Raw genomic sequence first — 21,558 nt, 5'->3', positions numbered from 1 at the left:
TTGGGATTGTTACTGCAAAAAAGGCAAAACCTAAACGTTGAATAATGATAAGCTGAAACTGCTTTGTCATTATTCAGTGTTTAGGTTTTTTTTTAACCTTCATTACACATAAAAGGAGCAAAACACAATGGATAAACAACAATTGTCCAAGGATATTCTGAAGCTTGTTGGTGGCGAAGAGAACATCGATCAAGTCACACACTGTATGACAAGACTCCGGTTTAACCTGAATGACAACAAAAAAGCGGACAAAGCGACGCTGAAAAATACACCTGGCGTTATGGGCGTTATGGAGAATGGCGGACAGTTCCAGGTCATTATCGGGAACGATGTGCCCGTTGTGTATAATGCACTTGTAGGCAACATGTCCAAATCCCCGAATGCAGACGCTGGATCAACCGGTACTTCGACTGGGGTTAAGAAAAAGAGAAATCCAGTAAGTGCATTGTTCGACTTTATTTCCGGAATATTCACGCCGATTCTGCCAGCGATTACAGGTGCCGGTATGATCAAAGGGATCGTGGCAATCCTGGTAGCTGTAGGTTGGTTGTCTGATACCAGTTCAACTTATATCATTTTATCTGCTATCGGTGATGGTGCATTCTACTTCCTGCCGATCATTCTGGCGATCAGTGCTGCACGTAAGCTCGGTAGCAATATGTATATTGCTGCAGCGTTGGCAGCGGGGATTATGCATCCGACGATTACAGCCTTGCTTGCCAATGGTGACACCACATTTGTGGGCATTAAGGTTATAGCAGCAACCTATTCTTCTACGGTTATTCCAATTATTCTCGCAATCTGGATTGCTTCCTATGTAGAGAAAGCGGTTGATCGTGTTACACATGCTTCACTTAAGCTTCTGATTGTTCCAACGGTTACCCTGTTAATTATGGTTCCTCTGACCTTGATGACAGTTGGACCATTGGGTACAGTGCTCGGTAATGGTTTGTCAGGTGGTATTTCCTGGTTGTTCGACAATATGTCTATATTCGCAAGTATCTTGATTGGTGGTACGATGTCACTTCTGATCATTACGGGTATGCACTATGCACTGCTGCCGATCATTGTTGGTTCGATGACATCACTCGGTTACGATTTTATTATTCCACTGATGTTTGCAGCTAACTTGGCACAAGGTGGTGCAGCATTTGGTGTTGGTCTTAGATCGAAAAATGGTAAAACTAAATCGCTTGCTTATTCCACAGGTCTTACGGCTATTATGGGGATTACGGAACCGGCAATGTACGGGATCAATATGAAGTTCAAAAAACCCTTTATAGCAGCCCTGATCGGTGGAGCTGTTGCAGGTGGATTCATGGGGATCGTCAATGTTAAAGCTTATGTACTTACAGGTCTAGTGGGTCTGCCGAGTATTGCAGCATTTATCAGTCCGGCAATTAGCACGTTACTCTACGCTCTGGCTGGTGGTTTGATTGCCATCGTAGCAGCAGCAGTACTGACGTACATCCTTGGTTTCCAAGAAGACAATGCTCCACAATCGGTTGAAGCTACGCCAGCTGCTGAGCCTACAACACCAGCAGCAACGACTTCTGCTTCCGCATTAACTGCTGTTGAAGAAACTAAAGTGCTGGATCAAGATGTATTTAGCCCAATTACTGGTGAAGTTAAATCACTAAGTGAAGTTCCAGACCCTGCATTCTCCGAAGAGATTATGGGTAAAGGTTTTGCGATTCAGCCGTCGGAAGGCCGTGTGGTTTCCCCAATTAACGGTACAGTATTCTCGTTGTCGAAGAGTGGACACGCTATCGGTTTGGTAAGTGACAATGGCGCTGAGATGCTCATTCACATCGGGATTGATACCGTGAAACTGAAAGGTCAATTCTTCTCGCCTAAAGTTCAAGCAGGAGCGAAGGTTGCCGTTGGTGATGTACTGATGGAATTCGACCGGGAAGAAATCGAAAAAGCCGGTTATACAACGATTACGCCGGTCATCATTACGAACATGCATCAATATAATTCAATTGAGTCTGCCGGACGTACAACGATTAAGGAAAAAGAATTGTTGTTCACGGCAAAAGCTTAACGAACATCGAAAAGCAGCAGTCTTTCCGGATGGAATTATTCCGGCAAGGCTGCTGCTTTTTAGTATATGGGCGATATTCTTCATGGCTGATATTTGCTGGACACTACACCGAGCGAGAAGGCAGCAGCTCCTGAACCAATTGTACAAAGTGCTGCGCGGGCTTGGAAAGATGACGATTGCGATGCCACACAAGCGCAGAATCTACGTTAGATTGCGCATCTTGAATACGATAGATATGGAACGGATGCTCATGATAAAGCTGAAGAACCGTATGGGGCACGATGGAGCTTGCAAAACCGAGTCGCACAAGTTCCAACAACATGTTAATATCCGAGCATTCGCCCGCAATCGAAGGGTTCACGTGATGCTCACGGAATTTCTGTAATATCAGTTCGAACATCCCGAGTCCTTCAGTGCTAGGAAGCAAGAGAGGGATATCGGCCAGCTTTTGAAAATAAATCCCGCGCTCATCCGCTGACTTCAGTGGTGTGGAGGAAATATAGAAGAGAGCTTCCTGCGGTAGATGCAGCACTTCATATTGCTCTGTTTTGACAGGCATCCGTACACAGGCAAGCTCAATTTTGCCTTCACCCAAGAGCTGGCAGAGCTGAGCAGATTCATTTTGCTGAATTTTATAAGTCACCTGAGGGTGTGTTGTCCGAAACTGCTGGAGCGCCTGTGGGATCAAACGATCTGAAATGGTATTAATGCCAAGCGACAGCTTGCCCCGAATGCCATACCTGAAGCTTTGCATCTCCATGACGGCTTCTTCCATATATTTGGTCATTGTGACCGCATAATCATAGAAGCTTCGACCCGCCTGTGTCAGCTCCATGCTGCGTCCTTTGCGTTCAAACAAAGCCACGCCGAGCTCGTCTTCCATCAGCTTGAGCTGCTGGCTTAAAGGAGGCTGAGCCATGTGTAATCTGCGCGCTGCCGCCGTGATCTGTCTCTCCTCGGCAATCGCGATGAAATAGCGACATTGTTTGATATCCACGTGTGTTCTCCTTATTTGCAGCGATATGATTTTCATATGGGAAACCAACAAAACATGTATTTTTATTATACTTCCATCCTATGTTACCATACATAAGATTTAAACACTGCAAATCACACATGTCGATTATGATCTATCGAATATATGCCGTGAGGATGACGACGAATTGGAGGGTGAAGGTGCGATGCTGAAAACAATACATGCAGCTGCTGAAGCTGGACATACAGATGATGTGCTGCGGTTTATCGCACAAGGAACCGGAGTGAATGACCGGGATGCGCGAGGACGGACACCTCTGATGGCCGCGGTACATGGCAACAAGCCAGAGACGGCAAGTATGCTTATTGAAGCGGGGGCGGATGTGAACATCCAGGATCAACGACTGGACAACATGCTGCTGTATGCCAGTGCGGAAGGTTTGCGTAAAATGGTCGAACTGGCTATAAAAGCAGGTGCCGATACCCGGATTACGAATCGGTTTGGGGGCACAGCTCTGATTCCTGCTTCAGATCGAGGTCATGTCGATATTGTGGAGATCCTTCTGAAATGCACGGATGTGGATGTGAACCATATCAACAATCTGGGCTGGACAGCTTTGCTGGAAGCGGTCATTCTGGGGGATGGCGGCACTCGCCATCAGCAGATCGTAGCATTGCTTTTGCAATATGGTGCCGATCCTTCCATTGCTGACCGGGACGGCGTTACAGCATTTGCGCATGCCCGGAGGCATCATTATAAAGAAATGGAGCGAATGTTAACCCAATCATGAACAGACATCAAGAGCAATCTTTGCAAAATAATTTAAAGGGTGCGTCATCGCTTGCATTGGCAGGTATTCAGTGGTTTTTCTTCCTGTTTACCAACACAGTTGTGGTGCCGTTATCCATCGGACACAATTTCCAGCTTTCACCGGAGGCCATTGCTGCGTCGATGCAGCATGCCTTTTTGCTTACCGGGGCTGTGTGTATATTACAGGCGTTCTTTGGCCATCGTTATGCCGTGATGGATGGTCCCTCGGGGTTATGGTGGGGGCTGACGCTAAGCTTAACGGCCTCGGCTTCATCGGCAGGAATGAGTTTGGAACGTATTGGGGGAGGACTGGCTGCGGGTTTCCTGTTAGCTGGGCTGACGATGATGATCCTTGGCGGGCTTGGAGCGGCGCATGTGCTTCAGAAGCTGTTCACACCAATGGTCAAGAGTGCGATGTTATTTCTGATGACGATTCAATTGACCATGAATTTCTTCAAAGGCATGGTTGGATACACCGAGTTTGGCACATTCAACCTGCCTGTAGCGGCGTTGTCCGTTGCTATTGCGTTTCTTGTGGCCTTAATCCAGCTTAAGGGAAAAGGCAAGCTTGGCAACTATTCCATCCTGATTGGCATCGTGACGGGGTGGATTGCCTACAGTTTTGTGTTCCCTGGACAGCATGCAGGAGCATCAGGTCAACAGGATTTAAACCTGTTTTCCTGGTTTCCATGGGGGACGCCGAAGTGGGAACCGGGAATCGTCATCACAGCTTTTTTTGTTGGGCTGGTGAATATGACGAACTCCATCACCACATTAAGCTCCGTCGAAAAAATATATGGAGTGCAAACGACCAGCCAACAATATAAACGATCGTACATGCTCACGGGATTGTTCACCATGTTATCTGCGTTTGTAGGTGTGCTGCCGTTCGGATTATTTGCTTCTTCGATTGGTTTTCTGGAGAGCACCCGCATTCTGAAACGGGCTGCGTTTGTTGTTGGAGCAGGCATGTTATGTATATTGGGACTTACACCTTCTGTGACAGCCTTTTTCGCACAAATTCCTCCCAGTGTAGGGAGCGCCGTTCTATTTGTAGCCTATTTGCAAATGTTCGGTACAGCCCTAAGAACACTTGAAGGCACCACCTTTAATTCCAAAACCATCTATCGTGTGGCACTGCCTGTTCTTACAGGTGTTGCTGTAATGAACATCCCTGCTGAAGCGTTTCATGCTCTGCCCATGTATCTCATTCCGATCATTAGCAATGGGCTTGTCATTGGGGTTGTGGTGTCACTTTTGCTCGAAACCACAGTGGATTGGTCCAAGATGGACAATACTACGACTGCTACCAAAGCAGCCTGAATATCTAAAATATTGAAACAGTCCGGTTCACCGGGCTGTTTTTTTTGTTAGATTCGTGCTTCCCGGGTTACTTCACCATAATTTTGCCTTGCCCCGCAAGCATTCTCATTTCTCTGGATAAACGCTCATGATTGCCTTGCTGGATCTCCAGCTGTACGCCGTAGTGCCATTGGTTATTTTCTTCTTTGCCCCAGCGCAGGGTTCCTTCCAAATACAAGGGGTCTTCAAAAAGCAGCAAGTTCATGCCGATTCGGATGTTATTGGACTCCACATGTAGATTTAACGGAAATGAAAGCTGACAGCCGGATCGGCTGATATCGCATAATTCCGCTTGAATGGGTTTGGGTGGTGCTGAGGCGCCGTTAATGCTGAGTATAAAAATTTCGAACATTATCGGTTCCTTTAAAGTATAGCGAAAAGGTTCTCTTCTAAGGTTGATAGCCATGGTTTCCTCCACAAAATCAAAAAAAGTCAGTTATGATTATATCGTCATTTTTGCTAAAAAAATGAAGAGAATAACCTTGTTTGCTAACACCTTAATTCTTCACATGTATAACATGAACCTAGTTAACTCTTGAGTACCTTTAACCTGTGTGCCGGGCTTGATATAATGGTTAAATATGGTTCTAATAATCTCGCCTGCGGATCAAAGGGGATGGAGCGGATCAAATTGCGTCATTTTTCTTAAGAATTTCAGGAGAAATGAATCGATTGGGAACCGGAAGTGTGCAACAAACGGTTGATCAACTGCGTGAATAGAGTTCAAGAATTGAACAATATCATCCAAATACTGTGCGTCCATTAGTTTTCGTGGCGAGAACAAGGCCGTTGCATAGGTTTTGAACGTAGAATGTACCAGTGAAGAGGGCAGCATCGAATGATCAGCATCGAATGATCAGCATCCGGTAGTTTGGTTACACTGAGCAGTGATTGTGGAATCATCTGACGATACACGCGCTCTGTCTCTTGAACATCGACATTTATATCTTGACCTCCAAGCACGAGATGAACAGGGCTATGAAACGAAACGAGCCCATCTGTGGCATCTGATTCCACATTGTTGACGATAAACGTCCAACGCTCCTTGGAAATGAGTTGGTCCTTATTAGCTATGAGTTTATATTCATCATAGGTGGCCTTGTTTCGAATCAGCTGCAGAACCTGGTCATTATAGAGCTGCCTTGCAGTGATCTCTTCCTCGGTATATCCCTTCTGGAGCATTTCCTGCTGGGTGTTGTATCTGCCCTGTGTAATCCAGTTGATGGCGGGGGAAACCAAAATGCTAAATGCAATATCCGGATCTTGTTTCACGATGTTTGGAATGACCCATCCAGCCTGGCTGGCACCCCACAAACCAATTCGATCTTGATCAATAGAGGGTTCTTTTCTGGCCCATTCAATGGCGGTTAAGACATCCTGTGCACGATCCTCCATGGTTTGGTCAAGCCAGTTTCCCGAGGAACCGCCAACACCACGTTTATCCAACGAGAGGGAGGCATACCCCGCCATGGCAAGCTTTTCCCACAAAGGTCGATACCCACCGTCATAACTGGCATTAATCGGACCATCACCATGTACAAAAACGACAAGGCCAACCTTATCTGAATGCTGTTTGGGCAGTGTGAGTATACCCGTTAATTGTCCATATGAGGTTGGAATGGAGATGCGTGTTTCTTTCATGTTGAATGTGTTCTGAATGAGCAGCCAAGACACAATAGCCAGAATGATGATTGTTACACCGATCAGCCATTTGAAAACTGAGGTCGTAAATAATCTTAGTCTAGGGGGCTGTTGTTTAAACACTGAAATGCCTCCTGTATGTTAGAGATAGGGATCATCATGAAAATCCATTCAGGTTCACGGAACAGGAATTTTCGGGAAATGCTGTTGTGTGATGATTCCACTCTGAAGTTCAATTGTTGGTAAAGACGAATGGCTTGTGTGTTGCTGCTGGATACGTGCAAAGATATATATTTACAATGGAGATGTTGGTTTGCAAACTGCTGAGCAGTAATCAGCAACTGTCTGGCAATCCCACGCTTTCGGTGACTTGAAGCTACAGCCAAATGCTCAATATAACATTCGTGTGGACTTGGCTTATATTCCAGGGCAATCATTCCGACCATAAACATGCAGACATTGCGTAGTCCGTATTGCTTGCAAAGCTTACGGAGTGGAATGTGATGGATCTCCTTTTTTATCTGTAGGGGGTTTTTGAGGCACCATTTCAGGCATAGAACCCCGACAACCTGGTTTCCATCCATTGCAATGAACTGCCTATCGGAGGGTGAGTTTCCCTGATCAATCCATATAGCGCCAAGCAAGTCAACTATTTCCGTTGGGGCGAGCCGAACAAGAGCCTCAAACTTGGTTGCAAAAGAATGGACTATTAATTTTCGGACAGCCAGTTGATGTTGATTTTGATCATCATAGTCCACAATTTGAATTGGAGTCGTGAGGTTCATAATGGGTTCCTTTCTTTCACTTTAGGAGGAGTGACCTCAATTCTGGCCTGAATCTCATAGTGTAATTGATCAGTTCCTAACATGGAGAGATAGGACTTTTCAATCAAGATTATAGGGTCTACCAGCACGTAAGTGGCTTGAAATGCATATTCCTTAAGGTGATGAATTTCCTGGGTAATATTTTCTTCGGATGTCACTGTGAATGATCTGGTTAGATATAACCCTTTTTCAACAAAAGAATCGCTGGTAGCATTAGAAAACGGAACACAGACTGCAACCTGGTCTAAGGTATACAAGTAGTGTAAATCAATTTCAAACAATGCAGGTTGATCCGTACGATGCTGATAAAGTGCACGGGCATGCAGAGATTCGTTTGGTTGGATGGTGATCCAAGTGGTGAAATGCCGAACAGGAATTTCCTTTATCTCATATATGGGTATACACTGATCCTGCTGGGATTGGCTGATCCATTCCTGCTGTTCCTGCAATATGCCTTGAATGAATTGTTCCATATGCATTAACGAATCAATCTGTGATTGTACAGCTCGAAGTGAATCGGTTAATAATCGGTTATAGTCATCTGCGGAATAGGAGAGCATGCACTCTTTGATTTGCTGAACAGGGACATTCAACTTGCGCAATAGAAGAATGTGAGAAAGCTGGTAGATCTCATCCATTCCATACATACGGTAGTGGTTGGTATCCACATATGCCGGGAAAAGTATTTCTTTTTCCTCAAAGTATCGAATTTGATGGATTGAAACATGCATTAATTTGGATAGTTCGCTAATCGTAATGTATTTGTTCATTAAGCTGGCTCCTGTCTGCTTGAATGGAATAGTTCCACTATAAACCTTAGGTCTGACCTAGGGTCAAGGTGTTTATTTTGAATTAGAAAGGAGAGATAGAATGAACGGGAAATTTCAGATCTTCACGGATACGGCAGCATTGTGCCTGTACGATCTGGGGACGTTAAAACATCGTGTTGGAGACACACCGGACTGGTGGTCTATTGCAGAGGATGAACTGACAGAGGTAAATGCAGGCAACTGTTTGTTTCTGAATCTGGGTGAAGATGGACAGTATGAGGTGACATGGAGTCTGGATGATGCGGGGAAGGAACTGGAGAATGCAAAAGTTATACCATCTACTTGTCCCTTCCGGTAACGTGTATCTGGGGGCAGCGGAGGATGTCACTGGGGGCGAGCTAGAACCCGATGAGTCTTGCGGTGGTGTGTTGCTCCAGATGGAGCCCGGAAATTATGCGTGCGCGATATCGAGGGACAACAACCAAATATGGATTAACATCAAATCCAGTCTGCAAAGCGAAAATAGTTTGAATGACTTGATCCGAATTTGACGTTATAGGTACAACGCGATGGAAGGAGGCCTACAGACATGCACAATCCCCAGTTGGAACGCATACAGGGAAAGTTGAACAAACTCCAGACTCTGGACCCGAAGCGGAATCTGTTTGGGGCAGAGAATCATCAATATGAGATGGCTCCGGTATGGACATTGGACGAAATTAAAGCTTTTGAACAGAAATGGAAGATAGCGCTGCCTGAAGAGTATCAAGCTTTTTTGCTTGGGATTGGAAGTGGTGGTACAGGTCCTTATTATGGGCTGGAAAAGCCGGAGAACGGCATATATTTGGTGATGGATTATGATGATGAGTTGAATGCAATTTCTGAGCCGTTTCCACATGTGGAATCCTGGAATTGGGATGTGGACTGGTACGACGACAGCAAAGAAGAGGACGAGTGGGCAGCGCTTGAACATGAGTATTATGATCCGAAATGGTCGGCAGGGATGCTGCGAATCAGTGATTTTGGATGTGGCGTCTCGCTCAATCTGATCGTGAAGGGATTGTCCTACGGAGAGATCTGGACCGATGATCGAGCGAACAGTAATGGGATTTATCCGGATCATTATATGGGCAACGCGGAGCGGCTGGGTTTTCTCGACTGGTATGAATTGTGGCTGGACCGCTCGATCAATGAATTGAATGAGCAAGAGTAGTAGCCTTTAGCTAACTTTTAGATTAAAGGAGGTACCATGTGGGCTGGGAATATGGCATCAGAACATCAAATCCTGTCATTTTACCTCGGATTGTGAAGCGACTGGCGGATGCCTTAACCTTCTCTGACTTGTATAAGCTGGAGCATTATGAAGATGGGTTTGCGTTGCTTCAGGAGGGTTCGACCTGGCCTGAAGCTCTACAAGTCTCGATTGAAGTGGCATCGGGAATGGATGAGATTGTAGAGGGAGAGTTATACATCTATTGTCTGTTCCATACTTGGGGTGACATCGCAGCAAACTGGCTGAAACAAATGGAAGCAGCTATGAATCAGGATGACGCTGAGCTGGAATGGTTTGAACTTTAAATAATGATGCGGAAATCAATACAAGAGCTTCCTCCTCAGGATTAGGCGGGGCTTTTTTGTGATGGAAAATAAATAAAAAACGATTTGGCTTGTTCATCCGTCTTAAACGACAGAAAGAGAGAGAAGGAGGGGATTGCAGGGTGGAAACCAAAGCCGAGATGAAAAAGATGCTGTTTGTACAGAGCGAAGACGAGACGGCATTTGTCCAATCCATCATGGAGCATCAGGACACGCTGATCTCCATTGCCTACAGTTACCTGCGTAATCGTCACGATGCACTAGAAGCGGTGCAGGAGATGACATGCCGGGCCTGGATCAAGCGTCGCTCTCTGAAAAATGAGAAGGCGTTCAAATCATGGATTATTCGTATTCTGATCTATGTGTGCATTGATGAACAAAGGCGTCGCAAACGGGCTACACCACTGCCAAGCGATGGGTTGGAGGAGGCGATATCCGAGTCTGCCATTGGAGGACGCAGCGATAACAGACTTGCAATGTGGTCCATGCTTGAGAAAATCAAACCTAAATACCGCCATGTATTACTGCTGAAATACTATAACGACATGACATCGATTGAGATTGCCTCCATTCTTGGCAAACCGGAAGGAACCATCAAGACCTGGCAGCATAAAGGGTTGGAACTGTTACGGAAACAGATGAAGAACAGGGGGGATTGGCATGACAACTAGTCCGGAGGAACAAGCACTTTTCGCAGATGCTTCCCAGGCTAAGCTGGAGAGACAGCAATTGAATCCGGCGGACACGGCCTTTACCATTCAGCGAGGTCTGGCAAAGGCAAGAACTCGGCGAATGACAGGTCATGTGCAATTAAAGTGGATTACGGCGGTGCTTGTAACCGCTCTGGCAGCCGGTTGGCTGCTGATGGGTCCGCTTAGCGGTTCTACACCACAACAGGCAATGTACAGCCCGCCTGCACAGAATTGGGGAGTCCTTGAACCTTTTCGGGAGTTGGCTGAAAAGGATGTAGACGGAAATACGATTACATCCGCAATTAACAATGGTTATGTACAGCTCGTGAATCGTTCTGTGAAATCAGGAATATATCAGTTAACCGTCAATGCAGTTATGGCGGATGAAAACAAGATGATCGTTTTGTACACAGCCCAGACGGATGCTTCCCAGGAGATATATTCGGTGAACCGTTCCAGGGTAACTGACATGCTGACCAATCATAAATTTGATGATAGTAATGCGGGGGGAGTCCAAGTACCCAATGGGAACCATATCATATATGGTCGAACTGCGATTAACCTCAAACGGACTGATGCATTTCCTGAAAAGTTAATGCTCGACTTTCAAATCGTCTCCCTCGATCCGGGGAAGCTAGCAGACCCAAAAACAGGGACAAAGCGACCTGAAATGCGATATTCAGAGCGGATGAAGATTTCTTTTGACTTAGACCCCAAATTTTCAGTTCCCAAGACGGAAATTATAAATCTTAATCAGTTATTTACGATTGACGGCCACGAGGTGAAGTTATCTCAAGTCGAGATGTCTCCACTTATTATACGAGCCAAACTTGTCTATGAACCCAATGAAAAGATTGATTTCCAAACCAAACAATCTATAAGTGAATCAGTACATTCTTACGAGATTGTTTCTATCACCCAGAATGGTAAGCAGACCAAGCTTCTAATGTATCTAGGTAGCGGAACAGAAGACGGGATCATTTTATACTACGGCAGCAATATGCTGGACGATCCTCAATCGCTTGTATTGAAAGTACCAACTGAGCCGGGCAAAGTTTACGGTAATTTGCAGGAAGCGGAGAAACATAAGCTGGAACTGAAAATCAAATAGGTTTCAGAAGAAGGGCGATACAAATTCATGGTTTTTGCAGATGACTTTGTGTCGTCTTTTCATTTTTCTTATACGGGGACTGCTGTTGCAAAAAAATAAAAATATTGGTTAAATTGCAATTTTTGTATTGTCACATCTGATGTTACACGATATAATCAACTTGTCTTTCAGGATAAAATTATAAAGGATGGTGAAATTTTGAAGAAATTTTCGATTCTTTTACTCGCTGTAACACTGTTATTATTGACAGTCTCCACGGTCTCTACGGCACCCGCTACATATGGTGCGGCCAGTTATCCCAACACAGGCACCAATGGTTTAACGGGTTTTGCCGGTAACGCCAAAAATGAGAGTGGTGTATCCAAATCAGCCACGACAGGTGGTAAGAACGGTCAGGTCATCTACATCAGTAATCTGAACGATCTGCGAACACACATGGCAGGCACAACAGCTAAAATACTGGTTATTGAACAAAATATTTCTTCCTCTACCTTGCAGAAAGTCGAATTTGGATCGAACAAAACGTTGGTAGGCTCTTTTGATAAACACACACTGACGAACATTCATTTCAGATCGACGTCCAGCTCAAGTAATGTCATTTTTCAGAATCTGACTTTTGAACACGCTTCCAATATTAATGCTAACGACGATATCCAGATGTATATTACTTCAGGCTCCAACTACTGGATCGATCACGTGACGTTCTCCGGCCATAGCTACAGCTCGAGCGGAAGTGATCTGGACAAGCTCTTGTATATTGGGGATCGTGCAGATTATATAACGATCAGCAATTCCAAATTTGCAAACCACAAATACGGAATTATTCTCGGATACCCGAATGATGGCAACAGCAGCTATAATGGTGTACCTCATGTAACGATGGCTAATAACTATTTTGAAAACCTGTATGTACGTGGTCCTGGTCTCATGAGATACGGTTATTTCCATATCAAAAACAATTACGCGAACAACTTTAACCAGGCGATTACCATTGGTGAGAAAGCTCGCATTTATTCTGAAAATAATTATTTTGGTGCAGGCGCTGAAAAAGGCGGCATTCTGGATGATAAAGGAAACGGGGAATTTACGGATACAGGCAGCACACCTGCGTTAAGCAGTCCATCCTCTCCTCAAACGAGTTGGAGACCGAGCTCCAACTACAGCTATGAAGTACAGACAGCCAGTTATGCCCGCGAGTTTGTCACCAAGTATGCAGGTTCGTCTAACAACACACTTGTGTTCAGGAAATAAAAGGTAGCTGATCTTCTTAACATGTGAAAGCCCGTATCCCTGATACGGGTTTTTACTATTTTTTTACTATGGAGAAAACCAAATAAAATTCCTGAAATATAAGTACATATTATATTCCTTCATATATTAAAAATTTATAATAAAATTCCGATATACATTAAGTGTGTTTTCATGTTTATGAAGACCTAATGTACTATAACAAAGCCCTAGGACTTTGCGATTTATTCATAAGCAAGGACCAAAGACTGATAAAAGATAGTACAGAAATGTTTCACCATCGTATTTAATTGATAAAAAGGACGGGAAATTCATGAATCGTTATGACGAAATCATCTGGAAAAGGAACAAGCTGATCTGTATCATCCTGTGGGTTATTGTTGCCATCGGTTTTGGTATGGCCTTTCTGGAACCCAAGCTGCTTGTTTCGAGTGGGGTAGCTATTTTATTCACCGGTTGGGTAACGTACGCCAATATCAAAAAGAAGTATATTCATGTGATCCCGTGGCTTTGTACACTCCTGATTACGGTTTGTGGAGTCTATGCAGGCTGGGGAAGTGTTAACATCACTTTAAGTCTGGTCATCACTTCAGTATTGTTGCTCTATCCCGACAAGAAACTGTTCACTACCGGATTTTTCGTGTTGTTTATCATCAGTATTATTCAGGTCGTTCTGGTGGAGACAAAGAGCTCCGAGGAATTTATTGGCCATATTGTTGATGTAGGATTGTTTGCGCTTACGGGAGCCATTCTGATGCTGGTTTCCCAGTTGAATCAAAGACTCTTTTGGGATAGCGAAGCGCGTTGGCAAGAAGTAGAGCATTCCAAAATGAGAGTGGAAACAATGCTTGTAAGGGTCAAAGAATCTGTAGAGGGCCTATCTCGTTATACGGATCAACTGAAGCAAAAAGTAACCGACACCGGCTCCATTACCCATGAAGTAACGCTTGGATTCAGCGAGGTGGCCAAAGGGGTTGAATTCCAGGCCACCAGTGTGGCTGAAATTTCAGAGTCCTTGTCTTTGTCGGATCAGCATATCCGCGATGTTGCTTCCTACTCACTTCAGATGAAAGAACTGTCAGCCAGCATGGCAACGAGCACGGAAACAGGCAGTGCGCAGATGGATCAACTGAATGTTCAGATGCAGGAGCTGTATGAAACGATTAATACCACAGCCGATGATATGAGTAAGTTTAACGAGGAAAGTGAGTCCATGTCGCTAATGCTGAACAGCATCTTGGATATTGCGAACCAGACGAATCTGCTTGCGCTCAATGCAGCGATTGAAGCAGCCCGTGCAGGTGAACATGGACGTGGGTTTGCAGTCGTTTCGGAGGAAGTTCGCAAGCTGGCAGAACACTCCGGCCATTCGGCCAGTGATATTGCTGCTATTTTGTCCCGTTTGAGAGGACAGACACAGGCGTTGACGGATCGGTTTGGGCGTATTCGACTCGCTTTGGAAGCAGGAAAAGACAGTGTGCAAACGGCAGAAGAAGTTTTCCGTACGATCAACAGCAATTCTCAGCAAGTATTGAATCAGGCCGCAGATATCGAGAGTAGTTCAGTCACCATGAGGGAATCCTCTACGAAAGTGGTTAATGAGGTTTCAGAAATTTCAAGTGTGACTCAGGAATCGAGTGCTGCTACGGAAGAAATTCTTGCCAGTATGGAGGAACAGCGCAACCTGACCGAGAAGATGGTGGACAGCTTCGGAGAACTGGAGCAACTGATTGTGGACCTGAACGAGTTGGTATCCGATAAGAACGAAGTAGGTTCTGCAACAGGTACGCTGTAAAATACTTAGGCTGAAGCTAGCCTACTGCATCGGAGTCACCTGATTACACCAATTTTATATTCGAAGTTCAGTTACTGAGCCTGTCTCCAACCATGATGTGGGGGCAGGCTTTTTTTGTTTTTAGATGGCTTATCTCTCCGCCCGTTTTCAACGAAACAATTGTGGATGCTCATCCAGGCCCACTATAATGGGAGGAATAGGAATTTGTAAAAAAACAATTGATGGCAGGAAGTTTGGGTAATTGGGGGAGCAGAACGTGAAGAATGCAGTAATGGAAAAAAAGACGGATAGCCGCGATCTTACAGATCCAGCGAAGAATGAAAGACGCGATAGTCGCGTTTGTTTCTATGATCTGAATTCGCTCCAAGATATGGACTGGCCTAACACCGAGGATGGTAGAGATGCACGAGCGTATTTGGAACCCATGATGTTACAAGGGACGCGGGACTTCATTATAAATGTAAACACAACCTTACTCATTGCTCGAATTGACGATCTAGTGCTTCCGTTGACGGTAAATGATGCAGAGTATGAAAATTCTTACGTTTGTTCACCTTATACGCATTATGTGAGGTATGCCAAGCAGGAGTTGACGATGCTTCGGAAACCGTTGCTGGAAAAGGGGCTTTTCGCGCTGCTTAGTGTGGTGGGGTGGGGAATGCGGCAATCACAAATAAACAAGGTTGTACATATCAACAACTGGCTGTTATCAACAAACCTGTATCCAGCCATGTCCGGAGAGCAGGCTGTTTGTCTGCTTGCAGCAGTAAGGGAACGTTATCCTGAGCATGCCGTCATATTTCGCTCCTTGTGCCCAGGGCTTCACTCCGATCTGACGGGAGAACTGAAGCAAGCAGGCTGTCAACTAATTCCGAGCCGTCAAATCTATCTGTACCAGGCGAATGATCCGAATTTCGGCAATGCGAAGTCGCGCTGGCTGCTGAAGCGGGATTACGAATTGTTGACCAAGCACGGATATGAATTCGTTTCCGGATCGAATTTGACGGAGGAAGATATTCCGCGAATTGCGGAGCTGTATAGGCTGCTATACCTCGAAAAATACTCTTATGATAATCCGCAATTCAGTGAACAGTTCATTGCGACAGCAAAAGCTTCGGGAACACTGACCTTGTATGGTCTGCGAAAGGAAGGGCGTATAGATGCGATTATGGGATACTTCTGTCGGAATGGGGTGATGACAACGCCGTTATTCGGTTACGATACGGCGCTACCCCAGTCTATCGGACTGTACCGTATGCTATCAGCTTGCCTGATTGGACAGGCCCGTGAGAACGGTCATCTGTTGCATGAGAGTGCTGGTGCTGCGCAGTTCAAACGCAACCGTGGCGCTGTGTCGGATTTCGAGTATTCTGCCGTGTATGAGCGCCATTTGCCAATGAGCAGACGCTGGTGCTGGCTGCTGCTTGAACGGCTTTTGAATCGAGTAGGTGTGCCGCTGATGCGTCGGATGAAGCTGTAAACTTGCACAACAGCGCGCTGACGCCGTCCTATGTGGGGTGCGCGTGTAGGTTTGGCTCCACACACAACAGGTCAGTCATCGTGAAACGTACACTTATTTAGATTCGCCTCAAAAATAATTGCGCCTTAATCATACATGTTCGGCCAACTGCACTTCGAAGCCATCTGGGTCGGCAATGTAAATAAACCTCAGATGCGGATTGGGCTGGACGGGGCCTCGTACAATCGGGATGCCTAATGCGGCGAGTTGCTCCATGGCTTCGTCCAGCGACCTTACCTCATAGCCGATCGAAACACCGGCCTCTGGCTTGAGTGTGGTTTCGCTGCCCTCAATCAGTTCCAGCTTCGTTTCATTTTCTGGTCCGAGCATGGCGATCTGCCGTCCACGGCTTTCGAATCTGCGCTGAATCGGCAGCCCGAGCAAATCGTGGTAGAAGCGGAGCGATGCTTCCAGATCGTGTACCCGCAGTGTGATCCAATTTAGTCTAATCAACATCATGAGTTTCTCCTTTTTTTGCGCCATATTCATCAACGTTATGCTTATTATACGATAAGCTTGTGCGTGGGCCTACCATACCACGTTACCTTTGCCTATAGAAGTTGCACTTAAAAGTGAAATCGAAAAACTGCCCAAGAATATTCTTGGGCAGTTTGGCTAAGAGTGCCGTTCAATGAGCGGGCAACTTTTTTATTGAATCAGATCAATCGCATCCTGTGACACGAAGGGTCCCCAGTATGGGCGTGAAGCATGTGTATAGAAGTAACGCGAAACAGGATTAGCGACCCATAATATAGAATTCGTAGTGTAAAGGTGTATGTATGATGAAATAGAGAGCTTGATGAGAGAGGTGAGTGACCATGATTGATATTATTGCGCTTCGACGAGACCTTCACGAACATCCCGAGCTGGGATTCACCGAATTTCGTACGGCTACCAAAGTCGTGCAGATGTTAACGGAACTGGGTTACCATGTGGCCTATGGAAAAGATGCGATTGATGACACATCGCGGCGAGGTCTGCCAAACCCTGAAGTGTTGGAAGATGCATATCAGCGTGCCATCGATGAAGGGGCAGATTCAGCGATTGTGCAGCAGATGCGAGGGGGATTTACGGCGGTTGTCGCTGAGTTACAAGGAGAAATGGAAGGGCCAACAACGGCGTTCCGTTTCGATATGGATGCACTTCCGATCCGTGAGAGCAAGTCAGACAAACATATACCACAAGCGGGGAAATTTCGCTCCAGTCATGAAGGCATTATGCACGCTTGCGCGCACGATGGACATACAGCCATTGGGCTTGCACTTGCAGAACGTTTGAGTAACCGAAAGTTCGCCGGGAAGATCCGTCTGCTGTTCCAGCCTGCTGAAGAAGGTGTGCGTGGTGCGTATGCCATGGTCGAAAAAGGCATGCTGGAACAGGTGGACCGTCTGTTCTGCATACATCTGGGTACAGGTGTGCCATCCGGTCATGTCAGAGGGGCGTCTGCTGGATTCCTGGCAACGACCAAGCTGGAAGCCCATTTTACAGGTGTGTCTTCTCATGCCGGAGCTACACCGGAGGAAGGACGGAATGCTTTGCTGGGAGCCTCTACAGCACTCCTTAATATTCATGCGTTGCCTCGGTTTAGCACGGCAGATACACGCATTAATGTGGGTATTCTTGAAGGCGGAACAGGGGCCAATATTATTCCCGAGCACGCACGGATGGTGATTGAAACCCGTTCAACGACAGAAGAAACGAATCGTGAGCTGGAGCGACGGGTGCGTCAGATCATCGAGCACAGCGCGGCGATGCATGAGTTAAGCTCTACGGTTGAAGTCATTGGCGGTGCAGTCCCTATTCACTGTGATATGGAGCTTGCAGAGCTTGCTGTGCAGCAAAGTGAAGGCATCGCAGGATTTACCCATGCGGAGGCTATTTCGGATGGTGCTTCACTCGGAAGTGAGGATGCCAGTTACATGATTCGGCGCGTGCAGGAACAAGGTGGGAAAGCAACGTATATGATTATTGGCAGCGAGCTGCCTGCTCCGCATCACCATCCGGAATTCGATATTGATGAAGCAGTGCTAGCTCCTGCGGTGGAACTGCTGGAGAGATTGGCACGAACACTCTAGAAAGATATAACTACAACCAAGGAGAGGCTTTCACTTACATATCGGTTAAGGAGGTGAACGCGCTTCAAGGCAGGAGCACGAGCGAACGTACCAATCGCCAGTTGGCTGAAGCGACTCATAAGCTTTGCAGGCACAGCTCAATGGCGGTGGAACCTTGGAGCAGAGTTGGATGAAACATAAACAAGATCAGGGGTTCAAACCTCAAACATTGCAGCAGACGAAATATGGAGCCATTGATGGAAAAACCTATGAACACTACGGTACGCTCGGCTGGTTAGGTGTTCCTTATGCAGCACCTCCGGTAGGTGAATTACGCTGGAAAGCACCGCGTGAACCGGATGCATGGACAGGGACTCGAACCGCCAAGGAATTTGCTGCGTGCAGCTTGCAGTTATCCGGTGAAACGATAGCCGGAAGTGAAGACTCACTGTATCTCAATATTTGGCGTCCGAATACAACCAGTTCGAAGCTTCCGGTTATGGTGTTTTTGCACGGCGGTGGGAATATGACCGGATCAGGCAAGGATTTTCAGGGTGAACAGCTTGCGCGTAACACGAACAGCATTATCATATCGGTGAACTATCGTTTGGGAGCTCTTGGGTTCTTTCAAAATGCTGCATTGAAAACCGGAAATCCCCTTGATGATTCGGGCAACTATGGCTTGCTTGATGCATTCCGTGCACTGCAGTGGGTACAGGATAATATCGAGGGCTTTGGCGGAGATACAGGCAATGTTACGTTGGCCGGGCAGTCGGCAGGAGCACGTAATGTTCTGGTAGCGTTAATCTCACCGCTAAGCAAAGGGCTATTTCAGAAATTAGCTGCTTTCAGTGGTGGTCTGACCACGGCTGCACCGGAGGAAGGCGAGCAAAAATCCGAGGATGCACTTGTGAAATTGCTCGTGCAAGAGGGTAAAGTGACCTCTATTGAACATGCGAGAACATGGATCGGCAAGCAGTATCAGGCACAGCTGGCCAGCTATTTGCGTGAGTTGCCTGCTGACAAGCTGGTCACTGTATATGGTTCAACGGCGATTCGTATGCAGCCATTCCCACATTTGTTCCGTGACGGTACAGTCATTCCGAAAGAGGGATTCGATGCCATCAACAGCGGTAATTATGCACAAGTTCCTGTTCTGCTGGGCAGTTTGGAAACCGAGTTTTCCAGCTTTGCTTTCGGTGATCCATACTTTGTACCCTCATTTCATTATGAAACTCTGTTTACAGATGAAACCAAGGCCGAACAGTATGCCGCAGCTCTGAAATACGGCAGTGAGGTTTATGCCGGCTTTAATACAGAGCGGGTAGCTGAATTCCTTACGAGTGAAGCGGGACAGCCGCCGGTATACGCCTATCGTTTTGCATGGGGTACACAGCCTGGGGTCATTTCCGAAAGGCTGCAAACATTGCTGGGCGCACCGCATGGCGCGGATATGGACTTTTACACAGGACACGCAGACGGCGTTGCCGCTCTTTTCCCTGAAGGTTATTTTAGTGAACAGAACAAACCAGGCCGTGAGACATTGTCTTCCGCGATGGCAGCATATTTGAAGCAGTTCCTCTATACAGGCAACCCGGGTTGTGGTGGATCATTGGAATTGGCCGAATGGACATATTGGACCAAAGATGCCAATGCACCAATCATGCGCCTCGACGCAACCGATACGACAGCGGAGATCGGCATGTCTATGCATTATAATGTAGGCAAGGATATCGTAATGGAGAAAATGAAAAAAGAATTGCCAGACGAGACATACAAGTTGCTGACGGAGAAGGTATTTGCCGGACGCTTTTTTTGGGAATAAGTCATGCGAAAGGACACGAGAGAATGATCTCTAGTGTCCTTTTTTAGTTGCGGGCGTATCTCCTCATTCTTCAATGTGAAAATACCATATCTATAGGTGGTTTCTGGATTTTTTTCGTATGTAGAATAGTGATCTCGTCATGGGGCTGGTCTAAAAGCAGAAATTGAGGTAGAATTATTGAGAATTATTCTCAATTAAACAAATCTCTATCTGAGAGTCATGATCAAGTTATAGACGAGGTGAGAACACATGGGTTTCGATTCGTTAGCTGTCGTATACCAGCATTACTTAACGCAGGAACCATTCAGTCAGCAAGATGAAAACACGTACCTGCTCTCTGCTAAAGCGGGCAGTGGCAATATAAAAAGAGTAACCACGTATAGTGGTATCGAAATTGTGTATTCTCAGATTAATTATAGTGAACCGTGCTCTACGTTTTTTGCATCGAATATTCCCATCATTGAGCTGCAATTTGCCTTGTCAGGTGCGCGCTATGTAGACATATCCGGTCAGCAATATACGCTGCCCACTGGACAGGGAGCACTCATTATGATGCGTGATTTTGAAGCCTGGTTCCATCCGCCTGCGCAGGAGAACTATACTTCTTTTGCCATCGGAATTCCGATCTCGTTGTTCAATTATGCGGGCGCACAATTGGCAACGAGCCAGTCCATTCGGTTTCAGGACATTTTGGGACATTGTGTGTTCAAACCCATCATATTTCAGCTGGATCACAGAATTCGAACGATGATTGAAAGTCTGATTGGGGAATTGAACAACCCCTATAGATCTTCCTTAATGATGGAAGCGACCGCATTGGAGATATTGAATCGGTTTATGATTCAGCTGTTTGATCTGGCGCCTATTCCTTCGGGATTTTCCAGAGAGGATATACGGAAGCTGCATACCGCCCGGGAGATTATGGAGGCAAGCATGGTGGACCCTCCATCCCTGCTGGCGTTGTCCAAACAGGTGGGTCTGAATGATTTTAAATTGAAAAAAGGCTTTAAGGCGCTGTTCGGCACTACCGTATTTGAATATTTGCGCCAGATTCGTCTCGACAACGCCATGAAATTGCTGCGCAGTCAAGAGAATAACGTCACTGAGGCAGCGATAGCGGTTGGTTACAGTAACATCAGTGCATTTTCCCAGCAATTCTATCGCAAATTCGGCGTGAAGCCATCGGAAATGAAAAAAATATATTAATAATCCGTCTAACCGTTAATTGTTCCGTATGGAGGCAGTCGAGATTCTCTCAGCCTTGTATACTCCAGGTACAGTGGATACT

21 protein-coding genes are annotated in these 21,558 nt (G+C 46.0%); 15 read left to right on the top strand and 6 right to left on the bottom strand.

The genetic code is table 11. From position 1 onward, the window contains the following. Window positions 1–127 precede the first annotated feature (127 nt). Window positions 128–2,047: a beta-glucoside-specific PTS transporter subunit IIABC gene (locus tag BLS14_RS20170; protein WP_090953611.1), complete on the top strand. Its 1,920-nt coding sequence runs from the start codon at window positions 128–130 to the stop codon at window positions 2,045–2,047. A gap of 103 nt (window positions 2,048–2,150) precedes the next feature. Here the strand turns inward: BLS14_RS20170 and BLS14_RS20165 are convergent, their stop codons facing one another. After that, window positions 2,151–3,044, bottom strand: a complete 894-nt coding sequence (locus tag BLS14_RS20165; RefSeq protein WP_063565383.1) for a LysR family transcriptional regulator — start codon at window positions 3,042–3,044, stop codon at window positions 2,151–2,153. 184 nt (window positions 3,045–3,228) lie between these two features. Between BLS14_RS20165 and BLS14_RS20160 the strand changes: the two genes are divergently transcribed. Next, window positions 3,229–3,813: an ankyrin repeat domain-containing protein gene (locus tag BLS14_RS20160; protein ID WP_090953868.1), complete on the top strand. Its 585-nt coding sequence runs from the start codon at window positions 3,229–3,231 to the stop codon at window positions 3,811–3,813. After that, entirely contained in the window at window positions 3,810–5,156 is a 1,347-nt protein-coding gene (locus tag BLS14_RS20155; RefSeq protein ID WP_090953609.1) for a uracil/xanthine transporter, read from the top strand. Before BLS14_RS20160 ends, BLS14_RS20155 begins: the two co-directional genes overlap by 4 nt. Before the next feature lie 67 nt (window positions 5,157–5,223). Here the strand turns inward: BLS14_RS20155 and BLS14_RS20150 are convergent, their stop codons facing one another. From BLS14_RS20150 to BLS14_RS20135, 4 genes are all read right to left on the bottom strand, one after another. After that, entirely contained in the window at window positions 5,224–5,547 is a 324-nt protein-coding gene (locus BLS14_RS20150) for a PilZ domain-containing protein (protein ID WP_231952418.1), read from the bottom strand. A 410-nt stretch (window positions 5,548–5,957) separates the two neighbouring features. Then, window positions 5,958–6,959, bottom strand: coding sequence for an alpha/beta hydrolase family protein (locus BLS14_RS20145; RefSeq protein WP_256336608.1), 1,002 nt, complete (start codon window positions 6,957–6,959; stop codon window positions 5,958–5,960). Further along, window positions 6,932–7,594 carry a GNAT family N-acetyltransferase gene (locus BLS14_RS20140; RefSeq protein ID WP_161490590.1) on the bottom strand — a complete coding sequence of 221 codons (663 nt, stop codon included), beginning with the start codon at window positions 7,592–7,594 and terminating at the stop codon, window positions 6,932–6,934. Before BLS14_RS20140 ends, BLS14_RS20145 begins: the two co-directional genes overlap by 28 nt. A 23-nt stretch (window positions 7,595–7,617) precedes the next feature. Continuing rightward, window positions 7,618–8,430 (bottom strand): MerR family transcriptional regulator, encoded by an 813-nt coding sequence (locus BLS14_RS20135; RefSeq protein WP_063565388.1) that lies wholly within the window; start codon window positions 8,428–8,430, stop codon window positions 7,618–7,620. Between the two features lie 100 nt (window positions 8,431–8,530). On the opposite strand from BLS14_RS20135, the gene BLS14_RS33240 reads away from it, so the two are divergent. From BLS14_RS33240 to BLS14_RS20095, 9 genes are all read left to right on the top strand, one after another. After that, entirely contained in the window at window positions 8,531–8,788 is a 258-nt protein-coding gene (locus BLS14_RS33240) for a DUF6386 family protein (protein WP_256336607.1), read from the top strand. Continuing rightward, window positions 8,751–8,981, top strand: a complete 231-nt coding sequence (locus BLS14_RS33235) for a DUF6386 family protein (RefSeq protein WP_256336606.1) — start codon at window positions 8,751–8,753, stop codon at window positions 8,979–8,981. Before BLS14_RS33240 ends, BLS14_RS33235 begins: the two co-directional genes overlap by 38 nt. Before the next feature lie 38 nt (window positions 8,982–9,019). Next, window positions 9,020–9,643, top strand: coding sequence for an SMI1/KNR4 family protein (locus tag BLS14_RS20125; protein WP_063565390.1), 624 nt, complete (start codon window positions 9,020–9,022; stop codon window positions 9,641–9,643). A gap of 38 nt (window positions 9,644–9,681) precedes the next feature. Then, window positions 9,682–10,008, top strand: a complete 327-nt coding sequence (locus BLS14_RS20120; RefSeq protein ID WP_090953607.1) for a hypothetical protein — start codon at window positions 9,682–9,684, stop codon at window positions 10,006–10,008. A gap of 140 nt (window positions 10,009–10,148) precedes the next feature. After that, complete coding sequence (locus BLS14_RS20115) at window positions 10,149–10,697, top strand: RNA polymerase sigma factor (protein WP_240321406.1); 549 nt, start codon at window positions 10,149–10,151, stop codon at window positions 10,695–10,697. Further along, on the top strand, window positions 10,687–11,829 hold the full coding sequence (locus BLS14_RS20110) for a DUF4179 domain-containing protein (RefSeq protein ID WP_090953605.1): 1,143 nt from the start codon (window positions 10,687–10,689) through the stop codon (window positions 11,827–11,829). The genes BLS14_RS20115 and BLS14_RS20110 overlap by 11 nt, the downstream gene beginning before the upstream one ends. Before the next feature lie 198 nt (window positions 11,830–12,027). Next, the gene (locus BLS14_RS20105; protein WP_090953603.1) at window positions 12,028–13,080 is read left to right on the top strand and encodes a pectate lyase family protein; all 1,053 of its coding nucleotides are present in this window, start codon (window positions 12,028–12,030) and stop codon (window positions 13,078–13,080) included. A 310-nt stretch (window positions 13,081–13,390) separates the two neighbouring features. Next, on the top strand, window positions 13,391–14,872 hold the full coding sequence (locus BLS14_RS20100; RefSeq protein WP_090953601.1) for a methyl-accepting chemotaxis protein: 1,482 nt from the start codon (window positions 13,391–13,393) through the stop codon (window positions 14,870–14,872). Window positions 14,873–15,128: 256 nt separating this feature from the next. Then, complete coding sequence (locus tag BLS14_RS20095) at window positions 15,129–16,352, top strand: GNAT family N-acetyltransferase (protein WP_240321407.1); 1,224 nt, start codon at window positions 15,129–15,131, stop codon at window positions 16,350–16,352. A 129-nt stretch (window positions 16,353–16,481) separates the two neighbouring features. Here the strand turns inward: BLS14_RS20095 and BLS14_RS20090 are convergent, their stop codons facing one another. After that, complete coding sequence (locus tag BLS14_RS20090) at window positions 16,482–16,880, bottom strand: VOC family protein (protein ID WP_256336605.1); 399 nt, start codon at window positions 16,878–16,880, stop codon at window positions 16,482–16,484. Between the two features lie 329 nt (window positions 16,881–17,209). On the opposite strand from BLS14_RS20090, the gene BLS14_RS20085 reads away from it, so the two are divergent. The 3 genes from BLS14_RS20085 (at window position 17,210) to BLS14_RS20075 (ending at window position 21,476) form a co-directional block, all read left to right on the top strand. Further along, window positions 17,210–18,466 carry an amidohydrolase gene (locus tag BLS14_RS20085; protein ID WP_063565396.1) on the top strand — a complete coding sequence of 419 codons (1,257 nt, stop codon included), beginning with the start codon at window positions 17,210–17,212 and terminating at the stop codon, window positions 18,464–18,466. Window positions 18,467–18,635: 169 nt separating this feature from the next. Continuing rightward, the gene (locus BLS14_RS20080; protein WP_090953599.1) at window positions 18,636–20,270 is read left to right on the top strand and encodes a carboxylesterase/lipase family protein; all 1,635 of its coding nucleotides are present in this window, start codon (window positions 18,636–18,638) and stop codon (window positions 20,268–20,270) included. A gap of 249 nt (window positions 20,271–20,519) precedes the next feature. Then, a complete protein-coding gene (locus tag BLS14_RS20075; protein ID WP_063565397.1) occupies window positions 20,520–21,476 on the top strand; it encodes a helix-turn-helix transcriptional regulator in 957 nt (318 codons plus the stop codon). The last annotated feature ends 82 nt before the right edge of the window (window positions 21,477–21,558 follow it).

This window comes from Paenibacillus sp. OK060, from assembly GCF_900101205.1.
Lineage (GTDB): Bacteria > Bacillota > Bacilli > Paenibacillales > Paenibacillaceae > Paenibacillus > Paenibacillus marchantiae.
Note: the sequence above shows the minus strand (reverse complement) of the source record. Positions and strands in the feature narration are given on the sequence as shown.

Coding starts and splice junctions, on each gene's coding strand:
- BLS14_RS20170 (WP_090953611.1), top strand. CDS start 128: ATGGATAAACAACAATTGTCCAAGGATATTCTGAAGCTTGTTGGTGGC.
- BLS14_RS20160 (WP_090953868.1), top strand. CDS start 3,229: ATGCTGAAAACAATACATGCAGCTGCTGAAGCTGGACATACAGATGAT.
- BLS14_RS20155 (WP_090953609.1), top strand. CDS start 3,810: ATGAACAGACATCAAGAGCAATCTTTGCAAAATAATTTAAAGGGTGCG.
- BLS14_RS20150 (WP_231952418.1), bottom strand. CDS start 5,547: ATGTTCGAAATTTTTATACTCAGCATTAACGGCGCCTCAGCACCACCC.
- BLS14_RS20135 (WP_063565388.1), bottom strand. CDS start 8,430: ATGAACAAATACATTACGATTAGCGAACTATCCAAATTAATGCATGTT.
- BLS14_RS33240 (WP_256336607.1), top strand. CDS start 8,531: ATGAACGGGAAATTTCAGATCTTCACGGATACGGCAGCATTGTGCCTG.
- BLS14_RS33235 (WP_256336606.1), top strand. CDS start 8,751: ATGCAAAAGTTATACCATCTACTTGTCCCTTCCGGTAACGTGTATCTG.
- BLS14_RS20125 (WP_063565390.1), top strand. CDS start 9,020: ATGCACAATCCCCAGTTGGAACGCATACAGGGAAAGTTGAACAAACTC.
- BLS14_RS20110 (WP_090953605.1), top strand. CDS start 10,687: ATGACAACTAGTCCGGAGGAACAAGCACTTTTCGCAGATGCTTCCCAG.
- BLS14_RS20100 (WP_090953601.1), top strand. CDS start 13,391: ATGAATCGTTATGACGAAATCATCTGGAAAAGGAACAAGCTGATCTGT.
- BLS14_RS20090 (WP_256336605.1), bottom strand. CDS start 16,880: ATGAATATGGCGCAAAAAAAGGAGAAACTCATGATGTTGATTAGACTA.
- BLS14_RS20085 (WP_063565396.1), top strand. CDS start 17,210: ATGATTGATATTATTGCGCTTCGACGAGACCTTCACGAACATCCCGAG.
- BLS14_RS20080 (WP_090953599.1), top strand. CDS start 18,636: ATGAAACATAAACAAGATCAGGGGTTCAAACCTCAAACATTGCAGCAG.
- BLS14_RS20075 (WP_063565397.1), top strand. CDS start 20,520: ATGGGTTTCGATTCGTTAGCTGTCGTATACCAGCATTACTTAACGCAG.